General features: G+C 73.2%; 16 protein-coding genes. 8 read left to right on the top strand and 8 right to left on the bottom strand.

Going from position 1 to position 22,392, the window contains the following annotated elements; translation table 11 throughout:
- Positions 1-73: 73 nt before the first annotated feature.
- The 8 genes from EDD54_RS14520 (at position 74) to trxA (ending at position 14,146) form a co-directional block, all read left to right on the top strand.
- Positions 74-280, top strand: coding sequence for a DUF1737 domain-containing protein (locus EDD54_RS14520; protein WP_126540327.1), 207 nt, complete (start codon positions 74-76; stop codon positions 278-280).
- 174 nt (positions 281-454) lie between these two features.
- On the top strand, positions 455-1,852 hold the full coding sequence (gene ahcY, locus EDD54_RS14515) for an adenosylhomocysteinase (protein WP_126540326.1): 1,398 nt from the start codon (positions 455-457) through the stop codon (positions 1,850-1,852).
- A gap of 320 nt (positions 1,853-2,172) precedes the next feature.
- Positions 2,173-4,644 carry a sensor histidine kinase gene (locus EDD54_RS14510; RefSeq protein WP_245515777.1) on the top strand — a complete coding sequence of 824 codons (2,472 nt, stop codon included), beginning with the start codon at positions 2,173-2,175 and terminating at the stop codon, positions 4,642-4,644.
- Positions 4,645-4,819: 175 nt separating this feature from the next.
- Positions 4,820-6,322: a tRNA (adenosine(37)-N6)-threonylcarbamoyltransferase complex ATPase subunit type 1 TsaE gene (gene tsaE, locus EDD54_RS14505; RefSeq protein ID WP_126540325.1), complete on the top strand. Its 1,503-nt coding sequence runs from the start codon at positions 4,820-4,822 to the stop codon at positions 6,320-6,322.
- A gap of 40 nt (positions 6,323-6,362) precedes the next feature.
- Complete coding sequence (locus EDD54_RS14500) at positions 6,363-7,097, top strand: nucleotidyltransferase family protein (protein ID WP_126540324.1); 735 nt, start codon at positions 6,363-6,365, stop codon at positions 7,095-7,097.
- Positions 7,098-7,101: 4 nt separating this feature from the next.
- Entirely contained in the window at positions 7,102-10,227 is a 3,126-nt protein-coding gene (gene addB, locus EDD54_RS14495; RefSeq protein WP_126540323.1) for a double-strand break repair protein AddB, read from the top strand.
- Positions 10,224-13,730 carry a double-strand break repair helicase AddA gene (addA, locus tag EDD54_RS14490; protein WP_166653456.1) on the top strand — a complete coding sequence of 1,169 codons (3,507 nt, stop codon included), beginning with the start codon at positions 10,224-10,226 and terminating at the stop codon, positions 13,728-13,730. Before addB ends, addA begins: the two co-directional genes overlap by 4 nt.
- 95 nt (positions 13,731-13,825) lie before the next feature.
- On the top strand, positions 13,826-14,146 hold the full coding sequence (trxA, locus tag EDD54_RS14485) for a thioredoxin (protein WP_126540321.1): 321 nt from the start codon (positions 13,826-13,828) through the stop codon (positions 14,144-14,146).
- 74 nt (positions 14,147-14,220) lie between these two features.
- Here the strand turns inward: trxA and EDD54_RS14480 are convergent, their stop codons facing one another.
- From EDD54_RS14480 to EDD54_RS14445, 8 genes are all read right to left on the bottom strand, one after another.
- Entirely contained in the window at positions 14,221-15,546 is a 1,326-nt protein-coding gene (locus EDD54_RS14480) for a bifunctional folylpolyglutamate synthase/dihydrofolate synthase (protein WP_126540320.1), read from the bottom strand.
- Between the two features lie 125 nt (positions 15,547-15,671).
- Positions 15,672-16,577 (bottom strand): acetyl-CoA carboxylase, carboxyltransferase subunit beta, encoded by a 906-nt coding sequence (gene accD / locus EDD54_RS14475; protein WP_126540319.1) that lies wholly within the window; start codon positions 16,575-16,577, stop codon positions 15,672-15,674.
- Between the two features lie 125 nt (positions 16,578-16,702).
- Positions 16,703-17,833: an acyltransferase family protein gene (locus EDD54_RS14470; protein ID WP_126540318.1), complete on the bottom strand. Its 1,131-nt coding sequence runs from the start codon at positions 17,831-17,833 to the stop codon at positions 16,703-16,705.
- Between the two features lie 71 nt (positions 17,834-17,904).
- Positions 17,905-18,747, bottom strand: a complete 843-nt coding sequence (gene trpA / locus EDD54_RS14465) for a tryptophan synthase subunit alpha (protein WP_126540317.1) — start codon at positions 18,745-18,747, stop codon at positions 17,905-17,907.
- Positions 18,748-18,811: 64 nt separating this feature from the next.
- Positions 18,812-19,039 (bottom strand): hypothetical protein, encoded by a 228-nt coding sequence (locus tag EDD54_RS14460; RefSeq protein WP_126540316.1) that lies wholly within the window; start codon positions 19,037-19,039, stop codon positions 18,812-18,814.
- 61 nt (positions 19,040-19,100) lie between these two features.
- Positions 19,101-20,324 (bottom strand): tryptophan synthase subunit beta, encoded by a 1,224-nt coding sequence (gene trpB, locus EDD54_RS14455; protein ID WP_126540315.1) that lies wholly within the window; start codon positions 20,322-20,324, stop codon positions 19,101-19,103.
- The gene (locus tag EDD54_RS14450; RefSeq protein WP_126540314.1) at positions 20,321-21,046 is read right to left on the bottom strand and encodes a phosphoribosylanthranilate isomerase; all 726 of its coding nucleotides are present in this window, start codon (positions 21,044-21,046) and stop codon (positions 20,321-20,323) included. The genes trpB and EDD54_RS14450 overlap by 4 nt, the downstream gene beginning before the upstream one ends.
- Before the next feature lie 130 nt (positions 21,047-21,176).
- Positions 21,177-22,343: a TMEM43 family protein gene (locus EDD54_RS14445; RefSeq protein WP_126540313.1), complete on the bottom strand. Its 1,167-nt coding sequence runs from the start codon at positions 22,341-22,343 to the stop codon at positions 21,177-21,179.
- Between the last annotated feature and the right edge of the window lie 49 nt (positions 22,344-22,392).

Here is a 22,392-nt window from a genome sequence, read left to right as displayed (position 1 = left end):
GCGGCGCTTGCGGCCGGCGGGCGGCGCGGGCATGGTCGGCGCCCTGCCGTGCCCTTCCCGGACTCCCTGCGCGATGAAACTCTACCGCTTCCTCACCGGCCCCGACGATGCCGCCTTCTGCCACCGCGTCACCGCCGCGCTGAACAAGGGTTGGCAGCTCGCCGGCCCGGCTTCGCTCACCTTCGACCCGGTCCAGGGCCGCGTGATCTGCGGCCAGCCCGTGGTCAAGGAGGTCGAGGGCGTCGACTACCAGCCGGACATGAAGCTCGGCGAGTGGTGACGGCCGGCCGTCGCGGGCCTGCGGCGATGCTTTCCGGCCGGTGAATACAGAGGACATAAAGGTATCTTTATGTCCTGATTGAAATGGATGGCGGACCGGCCTATAACCGGCGCCAGGCCGGGGGCGACGCGCGCCCGCCGGCATGCACCGTTTCAATCTCCTGGAGTACGGCCCATGGCCTTCACCGACTATCTCGTCAAGGACATCGGCCTCGCCGACTGGGGCCGCACCGAGCTCGACATCGCCGAGATCGAGATGCCCGGCCTGATGGCCGTGCGCGAGGAATACCGCGCCGCGCAGCCGCTGAAGGGCGCCCGCATCGCCGGCTCGCTGCACATGACGATCCAGACCGCCGTGCTGATCGAGACGCTGAAGGCGCTCGGCGCCGACCTGCGCTGGGCCTCCTGCAACATCTTCTCGACCCAGGACCACGCCGCCGCGGCGATCGCCGCCGCCGGCATCCCGGTGTTCGCCTTCAAGGGCGAGACGCTGAAGGAATACTGGACCTTCACCGACCGCATCCTCGACTGGGGCGACGGCGAGACCGCCAACATGATCCTCGACGACGGCGGCGACGCCACGCTGCTCGTCATCCTCGGCTCCAAGGCCGAGACGGATCCCTCCGTGCTCGCCGATCCGAAGAGCGAGGAGGAGGAGTATCTCTACGCCACGATCAAGGCCCGCCTCGCCAAGGACCCGACCTTCTACTCGCGCTGCAAGGCCGCCATCCGCGGCGTCTCGGAAGAGACCACCACGGGCGTGATGCGCCTCTACCAGATGCAGGAGCGCGGCGAGCTGCCGTTCCCGGCCATCAACGTCAACGACAGCGTCACCAAGTCGAAGTTCGACAACAAGTACGGCTGCCGCGAATCGCTGGTGGACGCCATCCGCCGCGGCACCGACGTGATGATGGCCGGCAAGGTCGCGGTGGTCTGCGGCTACGGCGACGTCGGCAAGGGCTCGGCGCAGTCGCTGGCCGGCTCGGGCGCGCGCGTGCTCGTCACCGAGATCGACCCGATCTGCGCCCTCCAGGCCGCCATGGACGGCTTCGAGGTGGTGACGCTCGACGACGCCGCCCCGCGCGCCGACATCGTCGTCACCGCGACCGGCAACAAGGACGTCGTCACCATCGAGCACATGCGCAAGCTCAAGGACATGGCGATCGTCTGCAACATCGGCCACTTCGACAACGAGATCCAGGTCTCGTCGCTGCGCAATTACAAGTGGAAGAACGTCAAGCCGCAGGTCGACCTCGTCGAGTTCCCCGACGGCAAGCGCATCATCCTCCTGTCCGAGGGGCGTCTGGTGAACCTCGGCAACGCCACCGGCCACCCGAGCTTCGTGATGTCGGCGTCCTTCTCCAACCAGACGCTGGCCCAGATCGAGCTGTGGACCCGCGGTTCGGCCTACGAGAACAAGGTCTACGTGCTGCCCAAGCACCTCGACGAGAAGGTCGCCGCGCTGCACCTCGCCAAGCTCGGCGCCAAGCTGACCCAGCTCTCCGACGAGCAGGCGTCCTACATCGGCGTGTCGCAGACCGGCCCGTTCAAGGCCTCGCACTACCGCTACTGATCCGCGTCGGCATCGGTCGCCCACCCGGCCCTCGTGCACCCCGGACGAAGATCTTCGTCCGGGGTGCAGTGTTGTCCACGAACAAATCAGGAACGTGTTTCGCCCGCGCCCGGTCAAGCGGGAAATCAGCGTGCCCTCTGCTTGCGGACTCTTTCGCCATCCGGCGGGGAGGCGGTATTTTCGAGGCGATTCGGAGACGGACCGCGGGGGCACGCGGGTCCGGCCGAGGTGCGGGGCGTTACGGTTTCCCGACGAACGGATCTTGTCGAGCGGCGGTGAAAGGACCGATGATGCCGGAATGCGGCCGGTTGCGGCGTTGGGTGGATCCGCGGTCCCTCGGCCGTCGCCTCGTCGGGACGACGCTCCTGACGCCGCTCGTCGCGGCGCCCGCGGCCGCGCAGGCGCTTCGCTTCTCCGCCGACGGCGCCATGGAGTTCGACAGCATCCAGGTCGCCTGGTTGTCGGCGCTGGTCGGTGCGGTCTGTTTCGCCGTCGTCAGCGCCGCCGCCCTGATCCGCGCCCGCGGCCGCGCCGAGGACGACCGCGCCAAGCTGATGGCCGAGGCCGCCGACCTCAAGCTCGCCGCCGACCGCGCCGAGGCCGTCCTCAACGGCGACGACCAGCGCGTCGTGATCTGGTCGTCGGCCCCCGGCGACGGTCCGGTGGTGATGGGCTCGCTGCCGAACGGCACCGGCGTGCCGCGCTCCAAGACCGCCTTCCTCGCCTTCGGCCAATGGCTCGATCCCACCTCCTCGGCCCTGCTCGAGGACCGGATCCGCGGCCTGCGCGAGCGCGGCGACGTCTTCTCCGACATCCTGCACACCACCGCCGGCACCTACGTGGAGGCGAGCGGCCGCGTCGCCGGTTCGCGCAGCTTCGTGCGCTTCCGCAACCTGACGCGCGAGCGCTTGCAGTACGTCGAGCTCGTCGACCGCAACGACCGCCAGCGCCGCGAGGTCGAGACCCTGCACGCCCTGCTCGAGGCGCTGCCGATGCCGGCCTGGGTCCGCGACCGCGACGGCCGCCTCGCCTGGGCCAACCGCGCCTACGCCCGCGCCGTCGAGGCGACCGACGGCAACCAGTCGGTCCAGCTCGGCCTCGAACTGCTCGACGGCGCCGGCCGCGACGCCGTCGCCGCCTGCCGCAACGAGGGCCGGCCGGTGTTCGAGAAGCGCCTCGCGGTGACGGTCGCCGGGGCGCGCCGCATCTTCGACGTGGTCGACGCCGCCACCATCGACGGCAGCGCAGGCATCGCCACCGACGCCAGCGAGCTCGAGAAGGTGCAGGCCGAGCTGCGCCGCACCCAGGAGAGCCACGCCCGCACGCTCGACCAGCTCGCCACCGCCGTCGCCATCTTCGGCGCCGACCGCCGGCTGAAGTTCTACAACGCCGCCTACCGCGCCCTGTTCGGCCTCGACACCGCCTTCCTGGAGTCCGGCCCCGAGGACGGCGCGGTGCTCGACCACCTGCGCACCCAGCGCAAGCTGCCCGAGCAGGCCGACTACCGGTCCTGGAAGCGCGACCTGCTCGCCTCCTATCAGGCCATGGAGGCGCGCGAGAGCTGGTGGCACCTGCCCGGCGGCCAGACCCTGCGCGTCATCGCCAACCCGCATCCGACCGGCGGCGTCACCTACGTCTACGAGAACGTCACCGAGCGGCTCGACCTCGAGAGCCGGTACAACGCCCTGATCCGCGTCCAGGGCGAGACGCTCGACCACCTTTCCGAGGGTGTCGCCGTGTTCGGCTCCGACGGTCGGTTGCGGCTGTGGAACCCGGCCTACGCCGCGCTGTGGTCGCTGCCGCCCGAGACCTTGGCGAGCCGGCCGCACGTCAACGAGATCGTCCAGCTCTCCGGCGGCGTCGCCGACGACCACGCCGCGTGGGATCGCGTGCGCACCTCCGTCACCGGCCTCGCCGAGACGCGCACCCGCGTCTCCGGCCGCCTGGAGCGGCGCGACGGCACCGTGGTCGACTACGTCACCGTGCCGCTGCCGGACGGAGCGACGCTGATCACCTTCGTCAACGTCACCGACAGCGTCAACGTCGAGCGCGCCCTGGTCGAGAAGAACGAGGCGCTCGAGGCCGCCGACCAGCTCAAGAACACCTTCATCCAGCACGTCTCCTACGAGCTGCGCTCGCCACTGACCAACATCATCGGCTTCGCCCAGCTGATCGCCGACCAGAACGCCGGTCCGCTCAACGAGAAGCAGCGCGAATACACCGGCTACATCGTCAACTCCTCGGCGGCGCTGCTCGCGATCATCAACGACATCCTCGACCTCGCCACCGTCGACGCCGGCATCATGGAGCTCGACCTTTCCGAGGTCGACATCGTCGCCACCGTCGAGGCGGCCACGGTCGGCGTCCGCGACCGCCTCGCCGAGGCGCGGATCGACCTCGTCCTCGACGTGCCCGCCGACGTCGGCACGTTCCAGGCCGACGAGAAGCGCGTCCGCCAGGTGCTCTACAACCTGATCTCCAACGCCGTCGCCTTCAGCCACGACGGCGGCCGCATCGAGGTGACCTGCCGCCGCGAGCCGCGCGAGGTCGTCTTCACCGTGCGCGACCACGGCCGCGGCATCCCCGAATCCTACATCGACGCGGTGTTCCAGCGCTTCGAGAGCCGCAACGCCGGCGCCCGTCGCCGCGGGCCGGGCCTCGGGCTCTCGATCGTCAAGAGCTTCGTCGAACTGCACGGCGGCAGCGTCGAGATCCTCTCGAGGGAGGGGGAGGGCACCACGGTGTCCTGCCGATTTCCCGTCGCCACGGGCATCGCCGCCGCCGCCGAGTGAGTGAGACCGAGCGCGGAAAGTTCCGCCCCGTGGTCGGAGCTTTCCGCGCGAGAAGCGCCCGACCGGGCGCCGGCCGAAAGGCCGAAACCTCGTGAAGTCCCGACGAGTCGGGACTTCACGAGTCAGATACGAGACCGGGCACGTCGCCCTGCCGCCGCCCCCCAGGGAGGACTCGATGCTGCTCGAGACCGTCGTCGTCGCGGACGAGGCCGGCACCACGCGCCTCGCCGAGGACGTCGCCGCCATCCTCGCGCCGGGCGACGTGATCGCCCTCTCCGGCGACCTCGGCATGGGCAAGAGCGCCTTCGCGCGCGCGCTGCTGCGCGCCCTCGCCGCCGACGACGTCCTCGAGGTGCCGAGCCCGACCTTCACGCTGGTGCAGACCTACGAGACGCGGCGGCTCGCCGTCGCCCATTTCGACCTCTACCGCCTCGGCGACGCCGGGGAACTCGACGAGATCGGCTTCGACGAGGCCATCCGTGCCGGCGCTGCCCTGGTCGAATGGCCGGACCGCGCCGCCGGCCGACTGCCGCGCGGCACCGTGCACGTCACGATTTCGCCCGGCGAGGCTTGCGACGGTCGCGTGTTCCGCTTCGAGGGCGACGATGCCGGCTTCGCCGCCCGCTTCGCCCGCAGCCGCCGCGTCCGTGCCCTGCTGGATGCCGCCGGCCTCGCCGGCGCCCGCCGCCGCCACGTCCAGGGCGACGCCTCCGCCCGCTCGCACGAGCGCGCCACCGCCCCGGACGGCCGCAGCCTGATGGTGATGACCTGGCCGAAGCGGCCTGCGCAGCCGCCGCTCCTCGACGGCCTCTCGTATCCCGACCTCGTCCACGTCACCGACGACCCGCTGAAGTTCGTCGCGGTGAGCGCGCTGCTCGAGGCCCGCGGCTTCCGCGCCCCGGTGGTGCGCGCCTACGATCCCGACCACCGCCTGCTCGTCCAGGACGACCTCGGCGCCGAAGGCATCCTCGCGGACGGCCGGCCGGTGCCCGAGCGCTATCTCGCCGCCGCCGAGCTGCTCGCCGAGAAGGACGCCGAGACTTGGCCCGACGTCGCGCCGCTGCCGGACGGCGGCGGCGTCGCGATCCCCGCCTTCGACACCCGGGCGATGACGGTCGAGCTCTCGCTCGCCCCCGACTGGTACGTCCGCCACGTCTCCGGCGCCGACTGCCCGCCGGAGGACCGCACCGAATTCGTGGCGCTGTGGGCGCCGCTGGTCGGGCGGCTGCAGCGCGCCGAGCGCGGCCTCGTGCTGCGCGACGTCCACTCGCCCAACCTGACTTGGCTCGGCGGCTCCGACCGCCGCCGCCGGCTCGGCCTGATCGACCACCAGGACGCCATGATCGGCCCGGCCGTCTACGACCTGACCTCGCTCGCCACCGACGTTCGCGTCGACGTGCCCCCGGAGCTCGCCGCCGCCATCCGCGACCGCTACTGCGCCGTCCGCGCCGAGCGTGGGCCCTACGACCGCGCCGCCTTCGACGAGGCCTTCGCGCTCGTCTCGGCCCAGCGCAACACCAAGATCCTCGGCGGCTTCGCCCGCAGCGCCGTGCGCGACGGCAAGACGACCTATCTCGGCCATCTCCCGAGGGTGCGACGTCTCCTCGCCGAAGCGCTGGAACATCCGGTTCTCGCGCCCTTGAAGCTCTGGTATGAACGGCGGGGTTTCCTGCCCTGATCCCGCCCCGATCGCCCGTCCCGAGACCGTCCGCTCCGACATGACCGCGCCGACCCGATTCCGCCCGAAGACCGCCATGGTGCTCGCCGCCGGTCGCGGCAAGCGCATGCGTCCGATCACCGCCACCACGCCGAAGCCGCTCGTGTCGGTGTCCGGCCGCAGCCTGATCGACCGCGTGCTCGATCGGCTGGTCGAGGTCGGCGTCGAGACCGCCGTCGTCAACGTCCACTACCTCGCCGACCTCGTCGAGGTGCACGTCGGCAAGCGCGTCCGGCCGGCGATCGTGGTCTCCGACGAGCGCCGGCGCCTGCTCGACACCGGTGGCGGCGTCGTCAAGGCGCTGGACGCGCTCGGGTCCGAGCCGTTCTACCACCTCAACTCCGACTCGATCTGGATCGAGGGCGCCCGGCCCAACCTCCAGGTGCTCGCCGAGCGCTGGGACCCCGAGCGGATGGACGCCATGCTGATGCTGGCCTCGACGGTGTCGAGCGTCGGCTACGAGGGCATCGGCGACTTCGAGATGGACAAGGCCGGCGTGTTGTCGCGCCGGGCCGAGCGCACCGTCGCCCCCTTCGTCTACGCCGGCGCGGCGATCATCGATCCCAAGGTGTTCGCCGGCTTCGAAGCCGAACCCTTCTCGCTCAACGTGATCTTCGACCGCCTGATCGCCTCCGGCCGTCTCTACGGCATGCGCATGGACGGCATCTGGCTCCACGTCGGCACGCCCGAGGCGATCGGCGAGGCCGAGGCCAAGATCGCCCTGTCGGCGGCCTGACGTCATGACGCGGCCGGCGCGCGTCTTCACCGTCCCGCCCGCGGCCCCCTTCCTGCCGACGCTGTCGCGTGCCCTGGTCGAGGGCGTGCTGGTTCCCGGCCTCGACGTCCGTGCCGATCCGATGGCGCTCGCGGCCGTCACCGTCTACCTGCCGACCCGCCGCGCCGCCCGGGCCCTCGCCGGCGCGCTGTCGGACGCGCTCGGCGGCGGCACCGTGATCCTGCCGCGCATCCTGCCGCTCGGCGACGTCGACGACGACCCGGTCGACGCCGTCGCCGACCCCGTCGGCCTCGACCTGCCGCCGACCATTCCGCCGGCCGAGCGGCTGGTCGGCCTCGCCCGGCTGGTCTCCGACTGGCGCCGCCACGTCACCGCCGACCGCCTGCTCACCCCGTCGGGCCAACCGATCGCGGTGCCGACCTCGGCGGCCGAGGCGCTGCACCTCGCCGCCGACCTGCTCGCGCTCGTCGATCAGGCCGCCGCCGAAGGCGTCGACTGGGCGCTCCTGAGGACGCTGGTCCCCGACGACCACGCCGCCTGGTGGCAGCTCACCGCCACCTTCCTCGAGATCGCCACCACCGCCTGGCCGGCCCATCTCGCCGAGCGCGGCGCGATCGATCCGATCGACCGCCGCAGCCGCATGACCCGCGCCATCGCCGCCCGCTACGACGCCGCCGGCTCGCGCGGCCCTGTGATCGCCGCCGGCTCGACCGGCTCGGTGCCGGCGACGGCGACGCTGCTCGCCGCGATCGCCCGGCTGCCGCGCGGCGCCGTCGTGCTGCCCGGCCTCGATCTCGACCTCGACGACGCCACCTTCGCCGACCTGACGCCCGACGGCGGTCCCGGCGTGCCGAGCCATCCCCAGGGCGCGATGGCGCGCCTCCTCGCCACCATCGGCATCGGCCGCGACGAGGTCCGGACGCTCGGCACGATCTCCGCGCCTGCCGCCGCCCGCGCCCGGATCGTCTCCGAGGCGCTGCGTCCGGCCGAGACCACCGAGCGCTGGCCGGCCGTGGTCGCCGGCCTCGACGCCGATGCGGCCGGTACCGCCGCCGCTCTCGACGGCCTCGCCCTGGTCGAGGCCGCCAACGAAGCCGAGGAGGCGCTCGCCGTCGCGGTCGCGCTGCGCGAGACGCTGGAGACCCCGGGCGCCACCGCCGCCTTGGTCACCCCCGACCGCGGCCTCGCCCGCCGGGTCGCCGCCGAGCTCCGCCGTTTCGGCGTCGAGGCCGAGGACAGCGCCGGCGAGCCGCTCGCCCGCACCCGCCTCGGCGTGCTCGCGCTGCTGGTCGCCGAGGTGGTCGCCGAGGGGGCGCCGCCGGAGAAGGTGGTGGCGCTGGTCAAGCACCCGCTCGTCCGCTTCGGCCTGCCGCCGGACCGCCTCGCCGCCGCCGCCCGCGCGCTCGAGGTCGCGGTGCTGCGCGGTCCCCGGCTCGCCGCGGGCGTCCGGCCGCTCGTCGCGGCGGCGGACGTGCTGTGCCGCGCCGGCCGCTCCGGCCTCGGCGTCCACCCGGCGGTCGCCCGGCTCGACGCCGCCGCGGCCGCCGACGGCCGCCGGCTCGCCCAACGCCTCGGCGACGCCCTGTCGCCGCTGGAGGACCTCGGCAGCCGGCCGGTCGACCTGCGGGTGCTCGTCGGCGCCGGCCTCGCCGCGCTGCGCGCCGCCGCCCGCGACGAATCGGGCTCCGACGAGGCGCTGTTCGCGGGCCCCGCCGGCTCCGCCTTCGCCGGGTTGATGGTCGAGCATCTCGACGCCCGCGGCGACGGCCTCGCGGTCTCGCCCGCCGAATGGCCGGGCGTGCTTTCCGCGCTCATGACCGGCCGGCTGGTCCGCCGGCCGGCCCCGACCGCCCGGATCGCCATCCTCGGCCCGCTCGAGGCCCGCCTCCTCGCCTTCGACCGGCTCGTGCTCGGCGGCCTCGAGGAGGGCGTCTGGCCGCTCGCCACCGACACCGGGCCGTGGCTGTCGCGGCCGATGCGCGCGGCGCTGGCCTTCTCGCCGCCGGAGGTCCGCATCGGCCTCTCGGCCCACGACTTCACCCAGAGCCTCGGCGGCCGCGACGTGGTGCTGACCCGCTCGGTCAAGCGCGAGGGTGCGCCGACGGTGGCGACGCGCTTCCTGCAGCGCCTGACCGGCCTGATCGGCGAGACGCGGACCGGCGTGCTCGCCGCGGCCGGCCGCCGTTTCGTCGCAATCGCCCGCCGGCTCGACGACCGTCCGGCCGAGGACCGCGCGGACCGGCCCCAGCCGAAGCCGCCCGTCACGGCGCGGCCGGTGTCGCTGTCGGTCACCGAGATCGAAACCTGGATCCGCGACCCCTACGCCATCTACGCCCGCCGCATCCTGCGCCTCGAGCCGCTGCCGGCGCTTGGCGAACGCCCGCATTTCGGCACCCGCGGCTCGGCGCTGCACGACATCTTCGCCCGCTTCGCGCTCGAGTGGACCGGCCGCCCGTTCGACGACGCCGCGGTGGCCCGGCTGGTTGCGATCGGCCGCGAGGTGTTCGACCGCGAGTTCGGCGCCTACCCCGAGATCCACGCCCTGTGGTGGCCGCGCTTCGTCGCCGCCGCGGACTTCGTCGTGCGGGACTTCGAGGCCGGCCGCGACGCGGTCGAGCGCCTCCCCGAGGTGGCGGGGGAGCTGAAACTGCCGGCCGGCGCGGGCGAATTCCGCCTGCGCGGGCGGGCCGACCGCGTCGACGTCCGCGCCGACGGCATGCTGTCGATCGTCGACTTCAAGACCGGTCAGGCCCCGACCGCCCGCCAGATCGCCACCGGCAACGCCCCGCAGCTGCCGCTCGAAGGCGCGATCGCCCGGCGCGGCGGCTTCCCGACCCTCGCAGCCGCGCCGGTCGCCGACCTAACCCACGTGGTGCTGCGCGGCATCCGCGGCCGCGACGACGTCGTGGTCTACGCCGGCTACGCCTCGAAGGACCTGACGCTGAGCCTCGAGGAAACCATCGACGAGGCCGAGCGCCGCCTCGCCGCCCTGGTCGCCGCCTACGCCGACCCGGACAAGGGTTATCTCTCGCGCGCCCATCCTTACCGCAGCGACGACGCCGGCCCCTACGACCACCTCGCCCGGGTGATGGAATGGTCGATCGGCGCCGACGGGGAGGACGGCGAATGAGCGCGGTGCCCCCGGAGACCGTCCGGCGCCAACGCCTCGCCACCGATCCCGGCGCCTCCGCCTTCGTGTCGGCCAACGCCGGGTCGGGCAAGACCTACGTCCTGACGCGCCGGGTGATCCGGCTGATGCTCGCCGGCTGCGATCCCGGCCGCATCCTCTGCCTGACCTTCACCAAGGCCGCGGCGGCGGAGATGGCCAACCGCGTCTTCGCCCTGCTCGGCCGCTGGGCCACCGTGCCCGACGCGGTGCTCGCCGCCGAGATCGCCGAGATCGAGGCCGCCGCGCCCTCGCGCGAGCGCCTGCTCGCCGCCCGGCGCCTGTTCGCCCGCGCCCTCGAGACCCCCGGCGGCCTCAAGGTCCAGACCATCCACGCCTTCGCCGAGGCGCTGTTGCAGCGCTTCTCGGTCGAAGCCAACCTCTCCGGCCGCTTCGAGGTGCTCGACGACCGCGCCGCCGCGTTGCTGCGCGCCGAGGCCAAGGCGCGCACCGTGCGCGAGACCGTGGCCGCGCCGGACGGCCCGGTGGCGCAGGCGCTCGCCGAGCTCCTCGCCGACACCGCCGACGACACCGTCGACCGCGCGCTGGCCGCCATGGTCGACGAGCGCGAGGCCTTCCTGGCCTGGGTTCGCCGCCACCACGACCTTGCCGCCGCGCTCGCCGCCTTGCCGGTCGAGCTCGGCGTGCCCGCCGGCACGAGCGAGGCCGACGTCGTCGCCGCCATCCCCGACGGTGCCTTCGGGCCGGGCCTGCTCGCCGAACTCCTGCCGGTGCTGGACGGCGCCGGTGCCAACTCCGTCAAGCTCGCCCGCGCCTTCCGCGACGCCCTCGACACCAGCCATCCGGAGGCCCGCGCCGAAGCCTGGGCGGCAGTGTTCTGCAAGGACGACGGCAGCCCGCGCAGCGCCAAGAGCGCGATCGTCAACGCCGTCGAGGCGGCGCTGCCCGGCACCCGCGAGCGCTTCGCCGCCGAAGCCGAGCGGATCGGCCGCCTGCTCTCCGCCCGCGCCGCCTTCGGCACGGCCCGGCGCACCGCCGCGCTCGCCCGCCTCGCCGACCGCACCATCGGCCACTACCAGGCCCTCAAGGCCGCCGCCGGCGCGCTCGACTACGACGACCTGATCCTGCGCGCGGCGACGCTGCTGTCGCGCTCCGACGCGGCCGCCTGGGTGCAGTACAAGCTCGACCAGGGCCTCGACCACATCCTCGTCGACGAGGCGCAGGACACCAGCCCGGCGCAGTGGCGGATCGTGCGGGCGCTCGCCGGCGATTTCTTCGCCGGCGAAGGAGCGCGCGGGCGCACCGTCCGCACCCTGTTCGCCGTCGGTGACGAGAAGCAGTCGATCTACTCGTTCCAGGGCGCCGCGCCGGAGCTGTTCGGCGCCACCCGCCGCGACGTCGCGGGCGAGGTGCGCGGCGCCGGCGGCGCCTTCCACCAGATCGAGCTGACGGTGTCGTTCCGCTCCGCGCCCGACGTGGTCAAGGGCGTCGACCGAGTCTTCGCAGCCCCGGAGGCCCACGCCGGGCTGACCTCGGGCGGCGGCGGCACCGTCCACGAGACCGTGCGCGGCGACGCGCCGGGCCTCGTCGAGGTCTGGCCCGAGACCGAAGCGGAGAAGGCGCCGGAGCCCGAGCGCTGGGAGGACCCGGTCGACCGCGTCGGCCGGGGCGGCGCCGACCGGAGGCTCGCCGAGCGCGTCGCCGACGAGATCGCCGGCTGGGTCGCCCGCGGCGAACCGCTCGGCGGCGAGGGCCGGCCGATCCGCCCCGGCGACGTTCTGATCCTGGTGCGCCGGCGCGGCCCCTTCGTCGAAGCGGTCAACCGGGCGATGAAGCAGCGCGGCCTCGCCGTCGCCGGCGCCGACCGGCTCGACGTCACCGGCCACGTGATCGCCGCCGACCTCCTCGCCGCCGCCCGGGTCGCGCTGCTGCCCGACGACGACCTCGGCCTTGCAGCGGTGGCGAAGTCGCCGCTGGTCGGCCTCTCCGAGGACGAGCTTTTCCGCCTCGCCCACGGTCGGACCGACGGCCTCCACGCCGCCGTCCGCGCCGCCGCCGCGGCCGGCGATCCCGCCGCCCGCCGCCTCGCCGACCGGCTGGACGTCTGGACCGCACGGGCCCGGCGGCTCGAACCGCACGCCTTCTTCGCCGAGATCGTCGGGCCCGACGGTGCCCGCGCCGCCTATCGCGCTCGCTTCGGCCGCGAGGCCGACGAGGTGATCGACGAGTTCCTCGGCCTCGTCTTCGCCTTCGAGGACCGCGAGACCGCCAGCCTGCAGGGCCTCGTCTGCCGGCTCGGCGACCTCGACGAGGAGGTCAAGCGCGAGGTCGACGCCGGCCGCGACGAGGTCCGCGTCATGACCGTGCACGGCGCCAAGGGCCTCGAGGCGCCGGTGGTGTTCCTGGTCGATCCCGGCGACGCGCCGTCGAGCGCCCGCCACGCCCCCGCGGTGGTGACGCTCGGCGACGCCCCCGGCGCAGCGCTGGTCTGGGTCCAGCCGGGTCTGAAGCCGCTGCCGGTCGCTGCCGAACTCGACCGCCACCGGATCGAGCAGGAGAGCGAATACCGCCGCCTGCTCTACGTCGGCCTGACACGCGCGCGCGACCGCCTGATCGTCGCCGGCATCCGCAGCGACCGCGTCCGGCCCGACGGCCGCTGGCACACGCTGGTGGCCGGTGCGCTCTCGGCCGAAGCGGAGGTGGTGAAGGACCGCGCCGGTGCGGTGACCGCCTGGCGCTGGCGCCTGTCGACGGCGAAGCGGCCCTTGCCCGGGGCCGGCGCCTCGGCCGTCGCCGCGCCCGCGCCGGAGCCGCCGCTGCCCGACTGGCTGTTCCGCCGCGCCCCGTCCGAGCCGGCGCCGCGGCTCTTGACGCCATCGTCGGCCGCCGAGCACCTCGGCGTCGCCGCGCCGGCCGGCCCGCGCCGCGACCCGATCGAGGCGGTCCGCCGGCCCGACGGCGAGGCCAGCTTGCGCGGCCGTCTCGTCCATCGCCTGCTCGAGGTGCTGCCCGAGATCGAGCCGGCCGAACGCGGTCCCCGCGCCGCCGCCTGGATCGCCCGCGAGGCGCCGGCACTCGATCCGGCCGAGCGCGACGGCCTCGTCGCCATGGCGCTCGGCGTCGTCGCCGATCCCGCCCTCGCCGACCTGTTCGGGCCGGCCGGCCGGGCCGAGATCGGCATCGCCGGCGAACTGGTCGACGCCGCCGGCGGCCGCGTCCTCGTCTCCGGCCAGATCGACCGCATGGCGGTCACCCCCGACGCGGTCCTCGTCGTCGACTTCAAGACCAACCGGGTGGTGCCCGACGCGATGCCGCCCGCCTATGTCGCCCAGCTCGCGCTCTACCGCCGCCTGCTCGTCGAGCGCGCGGGCGGCCGGAAGGTGCGCTGCGCGATCCTGTGGACCGAAACCGGCCGCCTCGACGAGGTGCCCGCCGCCGTGCTCGACGCCGCGGTCGCGGAAATCCTCACGCAGATGGGATCGTCCGGCCGGACCGGCCGTTCTTGACGGGATGCGGGGGCGCCCATAGGTTCGGTCGACTTCCGCCCCACCCGCGCCGGCACCGGCCGGCCGACATCCAGACGGCGGAATCGGAGTGACCGATGGCGACCAAGAAAGTGACCGACCAGACGTTCGACGCGGACGTGCTGGGCTCGTCGACCCCCGTGGTGGTGGACTTCTGGGCCGAGTGGTGCGGCCCCTGCCGCATGATCGCGCCGGCGCTCGACGAGATCGCCTCCGAGCTCGACGGCAAGGTCGAGATCGCCAAGCTGAACATCGACGAGAACGCCAACACCGCGATCAAGTACGGCGTCCGCTCGATCCCGACCCTGATCCTGTTCAAGGACGGCCAGCCGGCCGCCATGAAGGTCGGCGCCGCCCCCAAGGGCGTGCTGTCGGACTGGATCAAGACCGCGATCTGAGCCCGCGCGTCCGCGCGAAGGCGGAACACGAGCCCCCGGCGTTCCGCGCCGGGGGCTTCGTCGTTTCGGCCCCTTTACTTCGGTGGGGTGCCGTTGTCGTCGAGCACGGCGCCGGCGAGGTAGAGCGAGCCGCAGATCAGGATCCGCGGCGCCCTCTCGGGCGTCCAGCGCTCGGCGAGCAGGCGGAGCGCCGCCAGCGGGGTCTCGATCGGCTCGGCCGAGAGACCGGCCGCCCGCGCCGCCTCGGCGAGCGCCGCCGGGTCGCGCGAGGCGTCCGAATGCGGGATCGGCACGGTGAAGACGTGACGGACGAGGCCCTGGAACGGCGCGAAGAAGCCGGTGGGATCCTTGGTGTTCAGCATGCCGGCGATCAGGAACAGCGGCCGCTCGACCCGGTCCTCGAGGTCGGCCATGGCGCTCGCCACCACCTCGCCGGCGCCGGGATTGTGACCGCCGTCGAGCCAGATCTCCGCGCCCTTCGGCGCCGCGTCGACCAGCCGGCCATGGCCGAGCCGCTGCAGGCGCGCCGGCCAGTCCACCGTCTCGAGGCCGCGCTCGATCGCCGCCACCGGCACGTCGAGCCCGCTCGCCCGGAGCGCGGCGACGGCGCCGCCGGCGTTCTGGATCTGGTGACGGCCGGGCAGCCGCGGCCGCGGCAGGTCGAGGAGGCCGTCGTCGTCCTGGAACACCAGCCGGCCGCGCTCCTCGTAGGCGGTCCAGTCCTGGCCACCGATCAGCAGCGGCCCGGCGCCGACCCGGCGGGCGACGTCCTCGAACACGGCGCGGACCGGATCCGACGGCGGCTGCACCACGGCGGGCCGGCCGCGCTTGAAGATGCCGGCCTTCTCGAAGGCGATCTTCTCGACGGTGTCGCCGAGGAAGGTCTGGTGGTCGAGCGAAATCGCGGTCACCACCGAGACCAGCGGCGCGTCGATCACGTTGGTGCTGTCGAACCGGCCTCCGAGGCCGACCTCGAGCAGCAGGATGTCGGCGGGCACCTCGGCGAACAGCAGGAAGCCGGCGGCGGTCAGCAGCTCGAACAGGGTGATCGGCTCGTCGCCGTTGGCCTTCTCCACCCGCGCCAGCGCGTCGGTCAGCCGGGCGTCGTCGACGATCCGGCTGACGCCGGGCGCCTCGGCGAGGCGGAAGCGCTCGTTGAAGGTGACGAGATGCGGCGAGGTGTCGGTGTGGACCCGGTATCCGGCCGCCTCCAGCATCGCCCGGAGGAAGGCGACCGTGGAGCCCTTGCCGTTGGTGCCGGCGACGTGGAACACCGGCGGCACCCGCCGCTCGGGATTGCCGAGCGCGGCCAGCAGCCGCTCGATCCGGCCGAGCGTCAGGTCGAAGCCCTTCGGCCAGCGGGCCGACAGGCGGTCGATGATGGCGAGCGTCTCGGACATGCTGCGGGCGGAACTCCAGCGGCCGGGCTCCCGGGCCGCGGCGATCCGCGGCTCTTAGCCGAGACGGGCGGCCCGCGCCACCGGCGAAATCGCCGCTGCGACGGGCCGGAGGCGTCGTGTCGCGGTCACTCCGCGGCGAGCGCGGGCGTCGTCGCGTGGGCGGCCGGGGCGGCGACGGCCGGGGCGTGGGTGAGGGTGCGCAGCAGCCGCGCGATCGTCTCGCGCAGGGCGTGCCGGTGAACCACCATGTCGACCATGCCGTGGGCGAGCAGGTATTCCGAGCGCTGGAAGCCCTCGGGCAGCTTCTCGCGGATGGTCTGCTCGATCACGCGCGGGCCGGCGAAGCCGATCAGCGCACCGGGCTCGGCGATGTGGACGTCGCCGAGCATGGCGTAGGAGGCGGTGACGCCGCCGGTGGTCGGGTTGGTCAGCACGACCAGATAGGGCAGGCCGGCGTCGCGCAGCATCTCGATCGCCACCGTGGTGCGCGGCATCTGCATCAGCGACAGGATGCCCTCCTGCATGCGCGCGCCGCCGGAGGCGGAGAACATCACGAAGGGGGTCTTGCGGGCGACCGCCTCCTCCATGCCGCGCACGATCGCCTCGCCGGCGGCCATGCCGAGCGAACCGCCCATGAACTCGAAATCCTGCACGGCGGCGACCAGCGGCATCGTCTCGAGCCGGCCGGCACCGACGATCACCGCGTCGTCGCGGCCGGTCTTGGCGCGGGCGTCGCGCAGGCGGTCGACGTAGCGCTTCTCGTCGCGGAACTTCAGCGGGTCGGGCGTCACGGAAGGCAGGGCGATCGTCTCGTAGGCGCCGTCGTCGAACAGCGCCTGCAGGCGCCGGTCCGCCGGCATCCGCATGTGGTAGCCGGAATTCGGCACCACCCACATGTTTGCCTCGAGGTCGCGGTGGAACACCATCTCGCCGGTCTCGGGGCACTTGACCCAGAGATTCTCCGGAACCTCCCGCTTGGTGTTCCAGAGCGAGCGGATCTTGGGGCGGACGACGTTGTTGATCCAGTTCACGGGGCGTTGTCTCTCGACTTCGGGAGCCGCGGCGCCGTCACGGGGAACAAGGGGCGCGTGCGATCGTCCCGAGAGATGGGATGGTGCGTTCCTAGCACAAGCCCGCGGCCAAACGAAGGCGGGGCTCAGGCGAGGCGGCGGCCCCGGATGCGGTCGCGGGCGAGCCCGATCACCGGCTCGGTCAGGCGCGCGACCCCCACGGAGAGCACGAGGCCGGCGATGGCGCCGAGGAGCGAGGCGAACACGCCCGCGCCGAGCACCGCGCCGACCATCATGAGCGCGGTGTCGTGGTTGAGGTAGAGCGGATAGGTCTGCTCGCCGATCCGGCGGTCGAGCGCCGCTGCCGCCGAGCGGCCCGGCAGGCGGATCGTGGCGAGCGCGAACATCAGGATCACCAGCCCGCCGAACAGGGCGACCTGGGCCGGACCGTCGCGGAAGTGCCCGGTGTCGCCGATCGTCGGCGGCAGGTCGGCGATCCGGGCGGTCGACAGCGCCATCGCCGCGGTGGCGATCGCCACCAGTCCGAGCGTGACGAGCCGGTCGGCGGCGGCGCTGCGGCCGGCGAGCCGCTGCAGCGTCACGCCGAGCACGAAGAAGGGCACGAAGGCCGGCGTCGAACCGGCGGTGCGCTCGAAGGCGACGAGGCTCGCCGCGAGCAGGGCGACACCGGCCCACGTCAGCAGGCGGTCGAAGTCGATCCGGGCGATCCTGGCGGCGAGCAGCAGCGCGAACCAGGCGACGTAGAACGCCATCTCGATGCGCACCGCCCAAACCACCACGATCAGCGCCGGCACCGGCGCGTCGCCGGCGAGCCGCTCGCCGCCCGGCAGGGCCGCGGCGAGGTTGAGCGCCCAGATCCTGGGATCGGCGAGGTCGGCGAGGGCGAGCGGGGTGCCGTCCGCCGAGACCGCGCCGCCGAGCGCCAGCGTCGTCGCCGCGGCGAGGCCGAACACGGCGAGCGCCACCGCGTAGCTCGGCAGGATCCGCATCGCCCGGTTGGCGAGAAAGGCGACCGGACGGCGGGCGTAGACCAGCTGCGTGGCGTCCGCGATGACGTAGCCGGACAGCACGAAGAACACTAACACCGCGGTCGAGCCGAACTCGTAGGGCGCGACCGCGTCCAGGAAGGCGGCGGGCGCCAGCTGCGCGGCGACGTGCTGGAGCATCACCAGCGCCGCGAGCGCGAGGCGGAACGCGCCGAAGGGCGCGTAGCTGCGGTCGGTGCCGCTCCTGGTGGTCAGGCTGACGTCGGTCATGGCGCAGTCCCCGAAAGACGCGCCATGTTAGCCGATCGTTAGGATTTTACTCGAAGCACCTCGTATTAAGCCTAACCGGCGCGGGACGCCGCGCGCACGCCGGCCGCGAGCTCCTCGACGAGACCCGTCACCGCCGGCACGGTCCGCGCCGTCGCCCGGCCGTCCTCGAGGCTGTCGCGCACCGCGTTGACGAGGGCGGAACCCACCACCGCGCCATCGGCGGCCGCCGCGATGGCACGGGCCTGCTCGCCGGTGCGCACGCCGAAGCCGACCATCACCGGCAGGTCGGTGTGGCGCTTGATGCGCGCGACCGCGTCGGCGACGCGGGTCGGATCGGCCGAGGCGGTGCCGGTGATGCCGGTGATCGAGACGTAGTAGACGAAGCCCGAGGTGTTCGCGAGCACCGCCGGCAGCCGCTTGTCGTCGGTGGTCGGCGTGGCGAGACGGATGAAGGACACCCCGGCCTCGAGCGCGGGGATGCAGAGCTCGTCGTCCTCCTCCGGCGGCAGGTCGACGATGATCAGGCCGTCGACGCCGGCCGCCTTGGCGTCGGCGAGGAAGCGCTCGACACCGTAGCTGTAGATCGGGTTGTAGTAGCCCATCAGCACCACAGGCGTGGTGGCGTCGTCCGCGCGGAAGTCGCGCACCATCTGCAGCGTCCGCGCCATGGTCTGGCCGGCCTTGAGGGCGCGCAGCGTCGACGCCTGGATCGGCGGCCCCTCGGCCATCGGGTCGGAGAACGGCATGCCGAACTCGACGATGTCGGCGCCGGCCTTCGGCAGCGCCTTCAGGATCGCGAGCGAGGTGTCGTAGTCCGGGTCGCCGGCGGTGACGAAGGTGACGAGCGCGGGCCTGCCCTCGGCGGAAAGGGCGGCGACCTTGGCGTCGATGCGGGTGACGGGGCGGCTGGTCATGACGGCGGGCGGCGTCCTTGTTTGCACTGTTCTTTTCTGCGTCTGTCGGCCGCCGAACACGGCGTCAGGCGTTTTCCAAGGCCGCGAGCCGGGCCTTCAAGTCTTCGCTGTCCGCCAGCATCGATCCGAGTGTGGCGGTCAGCACATATTGCGAGGCCTCGCTGCGCTTTTCCATGTGATCGAGCCGCTGCGAGAGGATCGCGAACCGGGCGTTCACATCCTGCCGGAATTCCGCCATTTCCTTGCGGATCGCCTTCAGGTGCTCCAGGACCAGATTCTCGCCCTCGGTCATCTTCCGAACCTCGCCGACGCGCACGTTCCTGCACGGCAAGATAGCACGCGCGGGTGGCCGCTCACAGGTCGAAGCCGAGCAGCTTGCCGACGGTGAAGACGTCCTTGTCGCCGCGGCCGCAGAGGTTCATGACGACGATCTGGTCCTTGTCCATGGTCGGCGCCCGCTTGATCACCTCGGCGAGGGCGTGCGCCGGCTCGAGCGCCGGAATGATGCCCTCGAGCCGGGTCAGGAGCTGGAACGCCTCCATGGTCTCGGCGTCGGTGATCGGCACGTACTCGACGCGGCCCTGGTCCTTGAGCCAGGAATGCTCCGGACCGATGCCCGGGTAATCGAGACCGGCCGAGATCGAGTGGCCCTCGAGGATCTGGCCGTCGGCGTCCTGCAGCAGATAGGTGCGGTTGCCGTGCAGCACGCCCGGGCGGCCGCCGGTGAGCGAGGCGGCGTGGCCGTTGTAGACGTCGAGCCCGTGCCCGCCCGCCTCGACGCCGACGATCTGCACCGAGGCGTCGTCGAGGAAGGGGTGGAACAGGCCGATGGCGTTGGAGCCGCCGCCGACGGCGGCGACGATCAGGTCCGGCAGCCGGCCCTCGACCTCGAGGATCTGCGACCGCGCCTCCTTGCCGATCACCGACTGGAAGTCGCGCACCAGCGTCGGGTAGGGATGCGGACCGGCGGCGGTGCCGATCAGGTAATAGGTGGTCTCGACGTTGGTGACCCAGTCGCGGAGCGCCTCGTTCATGGCGTCCTTGAGGGTGCCGTGGCCGGCGGTCACCGGGTGCACCTCGGCGCCGAGCAGCTTCATGCGGAACACGTTGGGCGCCTGACGCTGCACGTCGGTCGCCCCCATGTAGACTTCGCAGGGGTAGCCGAAGCGCGCGCACACCGTGGCCGAGGCGACCCCGTGCTGGCCCGCGCCGGTCTCGGCGATGATGCGCGTCTTGCCCATGCGGCGGGCGAGCAGGATCTGGCCGAGGCAGTTGTTGATCTTGTGGCTGCCGGTGTGGTTCAGCTCGTCGCGCTTGAAGTAGATCTTCGCGCCGCCGAGATGGGCTGTCAGCCGCTCGGCGAAATAGAGCGGCGAGGGTCGGCCGGTATAGGTGGCGTTGAGCCCGTCGAGCTCGGCCTGGAAGGCGGGATCCTTCTTGGCGGCCTCGTAGGCGGCGTCGAGCTCCAGCACCAGCGGCATCAGCGTCTCGGCGACGTAGCGGCCGCCGAAGATGCCGAAATGGCCGCGCTCGTCGGGGCCGGTGCGGAAGGAGTTCGGCTTCGGGCTGTCCGTCATCTCTGCCTCGTCTGCCTCGTCGACGCGTCGGCCGCCCCGCGGGCGGCGTCCTCCGGTGGCGCGATCTCCGCCGCCGCCGCGCGCGCGGCCGCGACGAAGGCGCGGATCTTGGCGTCGTCCTTGACGCCGGGGGCGCTCTCCACCCCCGAGGAGACGTCGACGCCCGCCGGCCGCGTCCGTCGCACCGCCTCGCCGACGTTGGTAGGGCCGAGCCCCCCCGAAAGCAAGACGGGCGTGGCGAAGGCGGCGCCGGCGAGGAGGTCCCAGTCGAACGGCGCGCCGAGCCCGCCCGGCCGCGTCGCGTCCTTCGGCGGCTTGGCGTCGAACAGCAGGTAGTCGGCACTGCCGCGGTCGTGGTCGCGGGCGCGGTCGACGTCGTCGGCCGAGGCGATGCCGAGCGCCTTGGCGACCTTCAGGCGGGTGCGCGCCCGCACCGCCGCGACCCGCGCGACGTCCTCGCGGCCGTGCAACTGCACCACGTCGGGGCGGATCCGCGCCACCAGGGCGTCGAGGAGGGCGTCGTCGGCGTCCACCGTCAGCAGCACCACCGCGGCACGGCCGCGGGCGTGGTCGGCCAGCCGCGCCGCGGCGTCGGCGTCGACGTGGCGCGGGCTGCGGGCGAAGTGGACGAGGCCGATCATGTCGGCGCCGGCGTCGACGGCGGCGTCGATAGAGGCGGGCGTCGAGAGGCCGCAGATCTTGACGAGGAAGGGTGCGGACATGGTCGTTCCCGATCGCACGGATCGCGCCGGTTGTCGAGGTCGAGAGGTTTCGGCCGTACGGCCGGCGCCCGGTCGGGCGCTCCTCGCTCGCAAGGCTCGGACCGGAGGCCGGACCTTCGCGGGCTCGGCATCAGGTCGCCGTCGCGGCCCGGGCCCGGCCGCGCCACATCAGGAACGCGACCAGCAGACCCGCGACCGCGAGCACGGCCAGCGACACCAGCGGCCGGTACCAGAACCACGCCACCGCGATCACCACCGGCGCCGTCACCGCCGTCAGCACGGCCGCCACCAGCCCGGTGCCGAAGCCGACCAGCGAGCCGAGGAAGGGGATCACGTCGAACACCACCGACAGCGGCCCGAGCACCAGCGCGAAGCCGATCCAGGTCGCCAGCACGCCGACGAGGCGGATCACCCAGGTCAGGGTGGTGTTGGCGCTCTCGGCGTGGGCGAACATCACGTCGGCGGCCACGGTGCCGTCCTCGGCCATCAGGAGCGCGTCGCCGCTCTCGGTCTGGTAGGCGGAAAGGCCGTCGCCGGTCTGCCGCCCGATCGCGCTGACGGGTCCCGGCGGCACCGTGGCGAAGCGGATCCTGAGGTCGCCGACCGCGGGCCGGTCCGGATCGGTGCCGATCCGGACCTCGCCGCCGACGACTCGGGCGCGGCGGCCGTCGCCGAGTGCGGCGGCGAAGTCGTCGGCGCGGGCCGCGTCGACGGCGAGCGGGCGTTCGCTGCCGACCTGGTCGAGCACGCCCTCGTCGATCCGGAAGGCGCCGAGCCGGGCGCTCGCGGCCGAGACGGTGCGGCTCTCCACCGGCAGCGATGGGTTGTCGTGGCCGGATGGCTCGCGGAAGTCGGAGGAATCGATCCGCCCCTCCTGCCAGACCTTGTCGTAGCTGTAGGTGGTGACCGTCTCCTCGCCGCCGCCGAGGGTCTTGCGCGTCTCCGACTGCGAACTCTGGCGCCACTGGTACATCTCGACCCGGCGCACCAGCCGGATCGCGGCGGCCCGGACCGGGAAGACGTCGTCGGCGACCTCGCCGTCGAGGGTCACCGGCGCTGCGACGTGGACCAGCCGGCCCTCGTTCGCGCGGTCGATCGTGCCGGCGTCGACCGAGACCACGAGGCCCTTGCCCTCGGCGAGCGAGCGCGCCGTCGTCACCGCGCGGCCCTCGTTCCAGAACAGGCCGATCGTGGCGACGACCAGCAGCAGCAGCCCGAACACCACCCCGCCGACCGACCGCTTCAGCCGGCCGAACCACGACACCGACGTGACTTCCGTGAACCGATCGCGCGCCATCGCCTGCCCTCCGTCCCGGCGCGGAGATGAACAGGGCGCCGGACCCGGC

Origin of the sequence: Oharaeibacter diazotrophicus, assembly GCF_004362745.1 — a bacterium.
GTDB lineage: Bacteria > Pseudomonadota > Alphaproteobacteria > Rhizobiales > Pleomorphomonadaceae > Oharaeibacter > Oharaeibacter diazotrophicus.
This window is presented reverse-complemented; position numbering and strand designations above follow the sequence as displayed.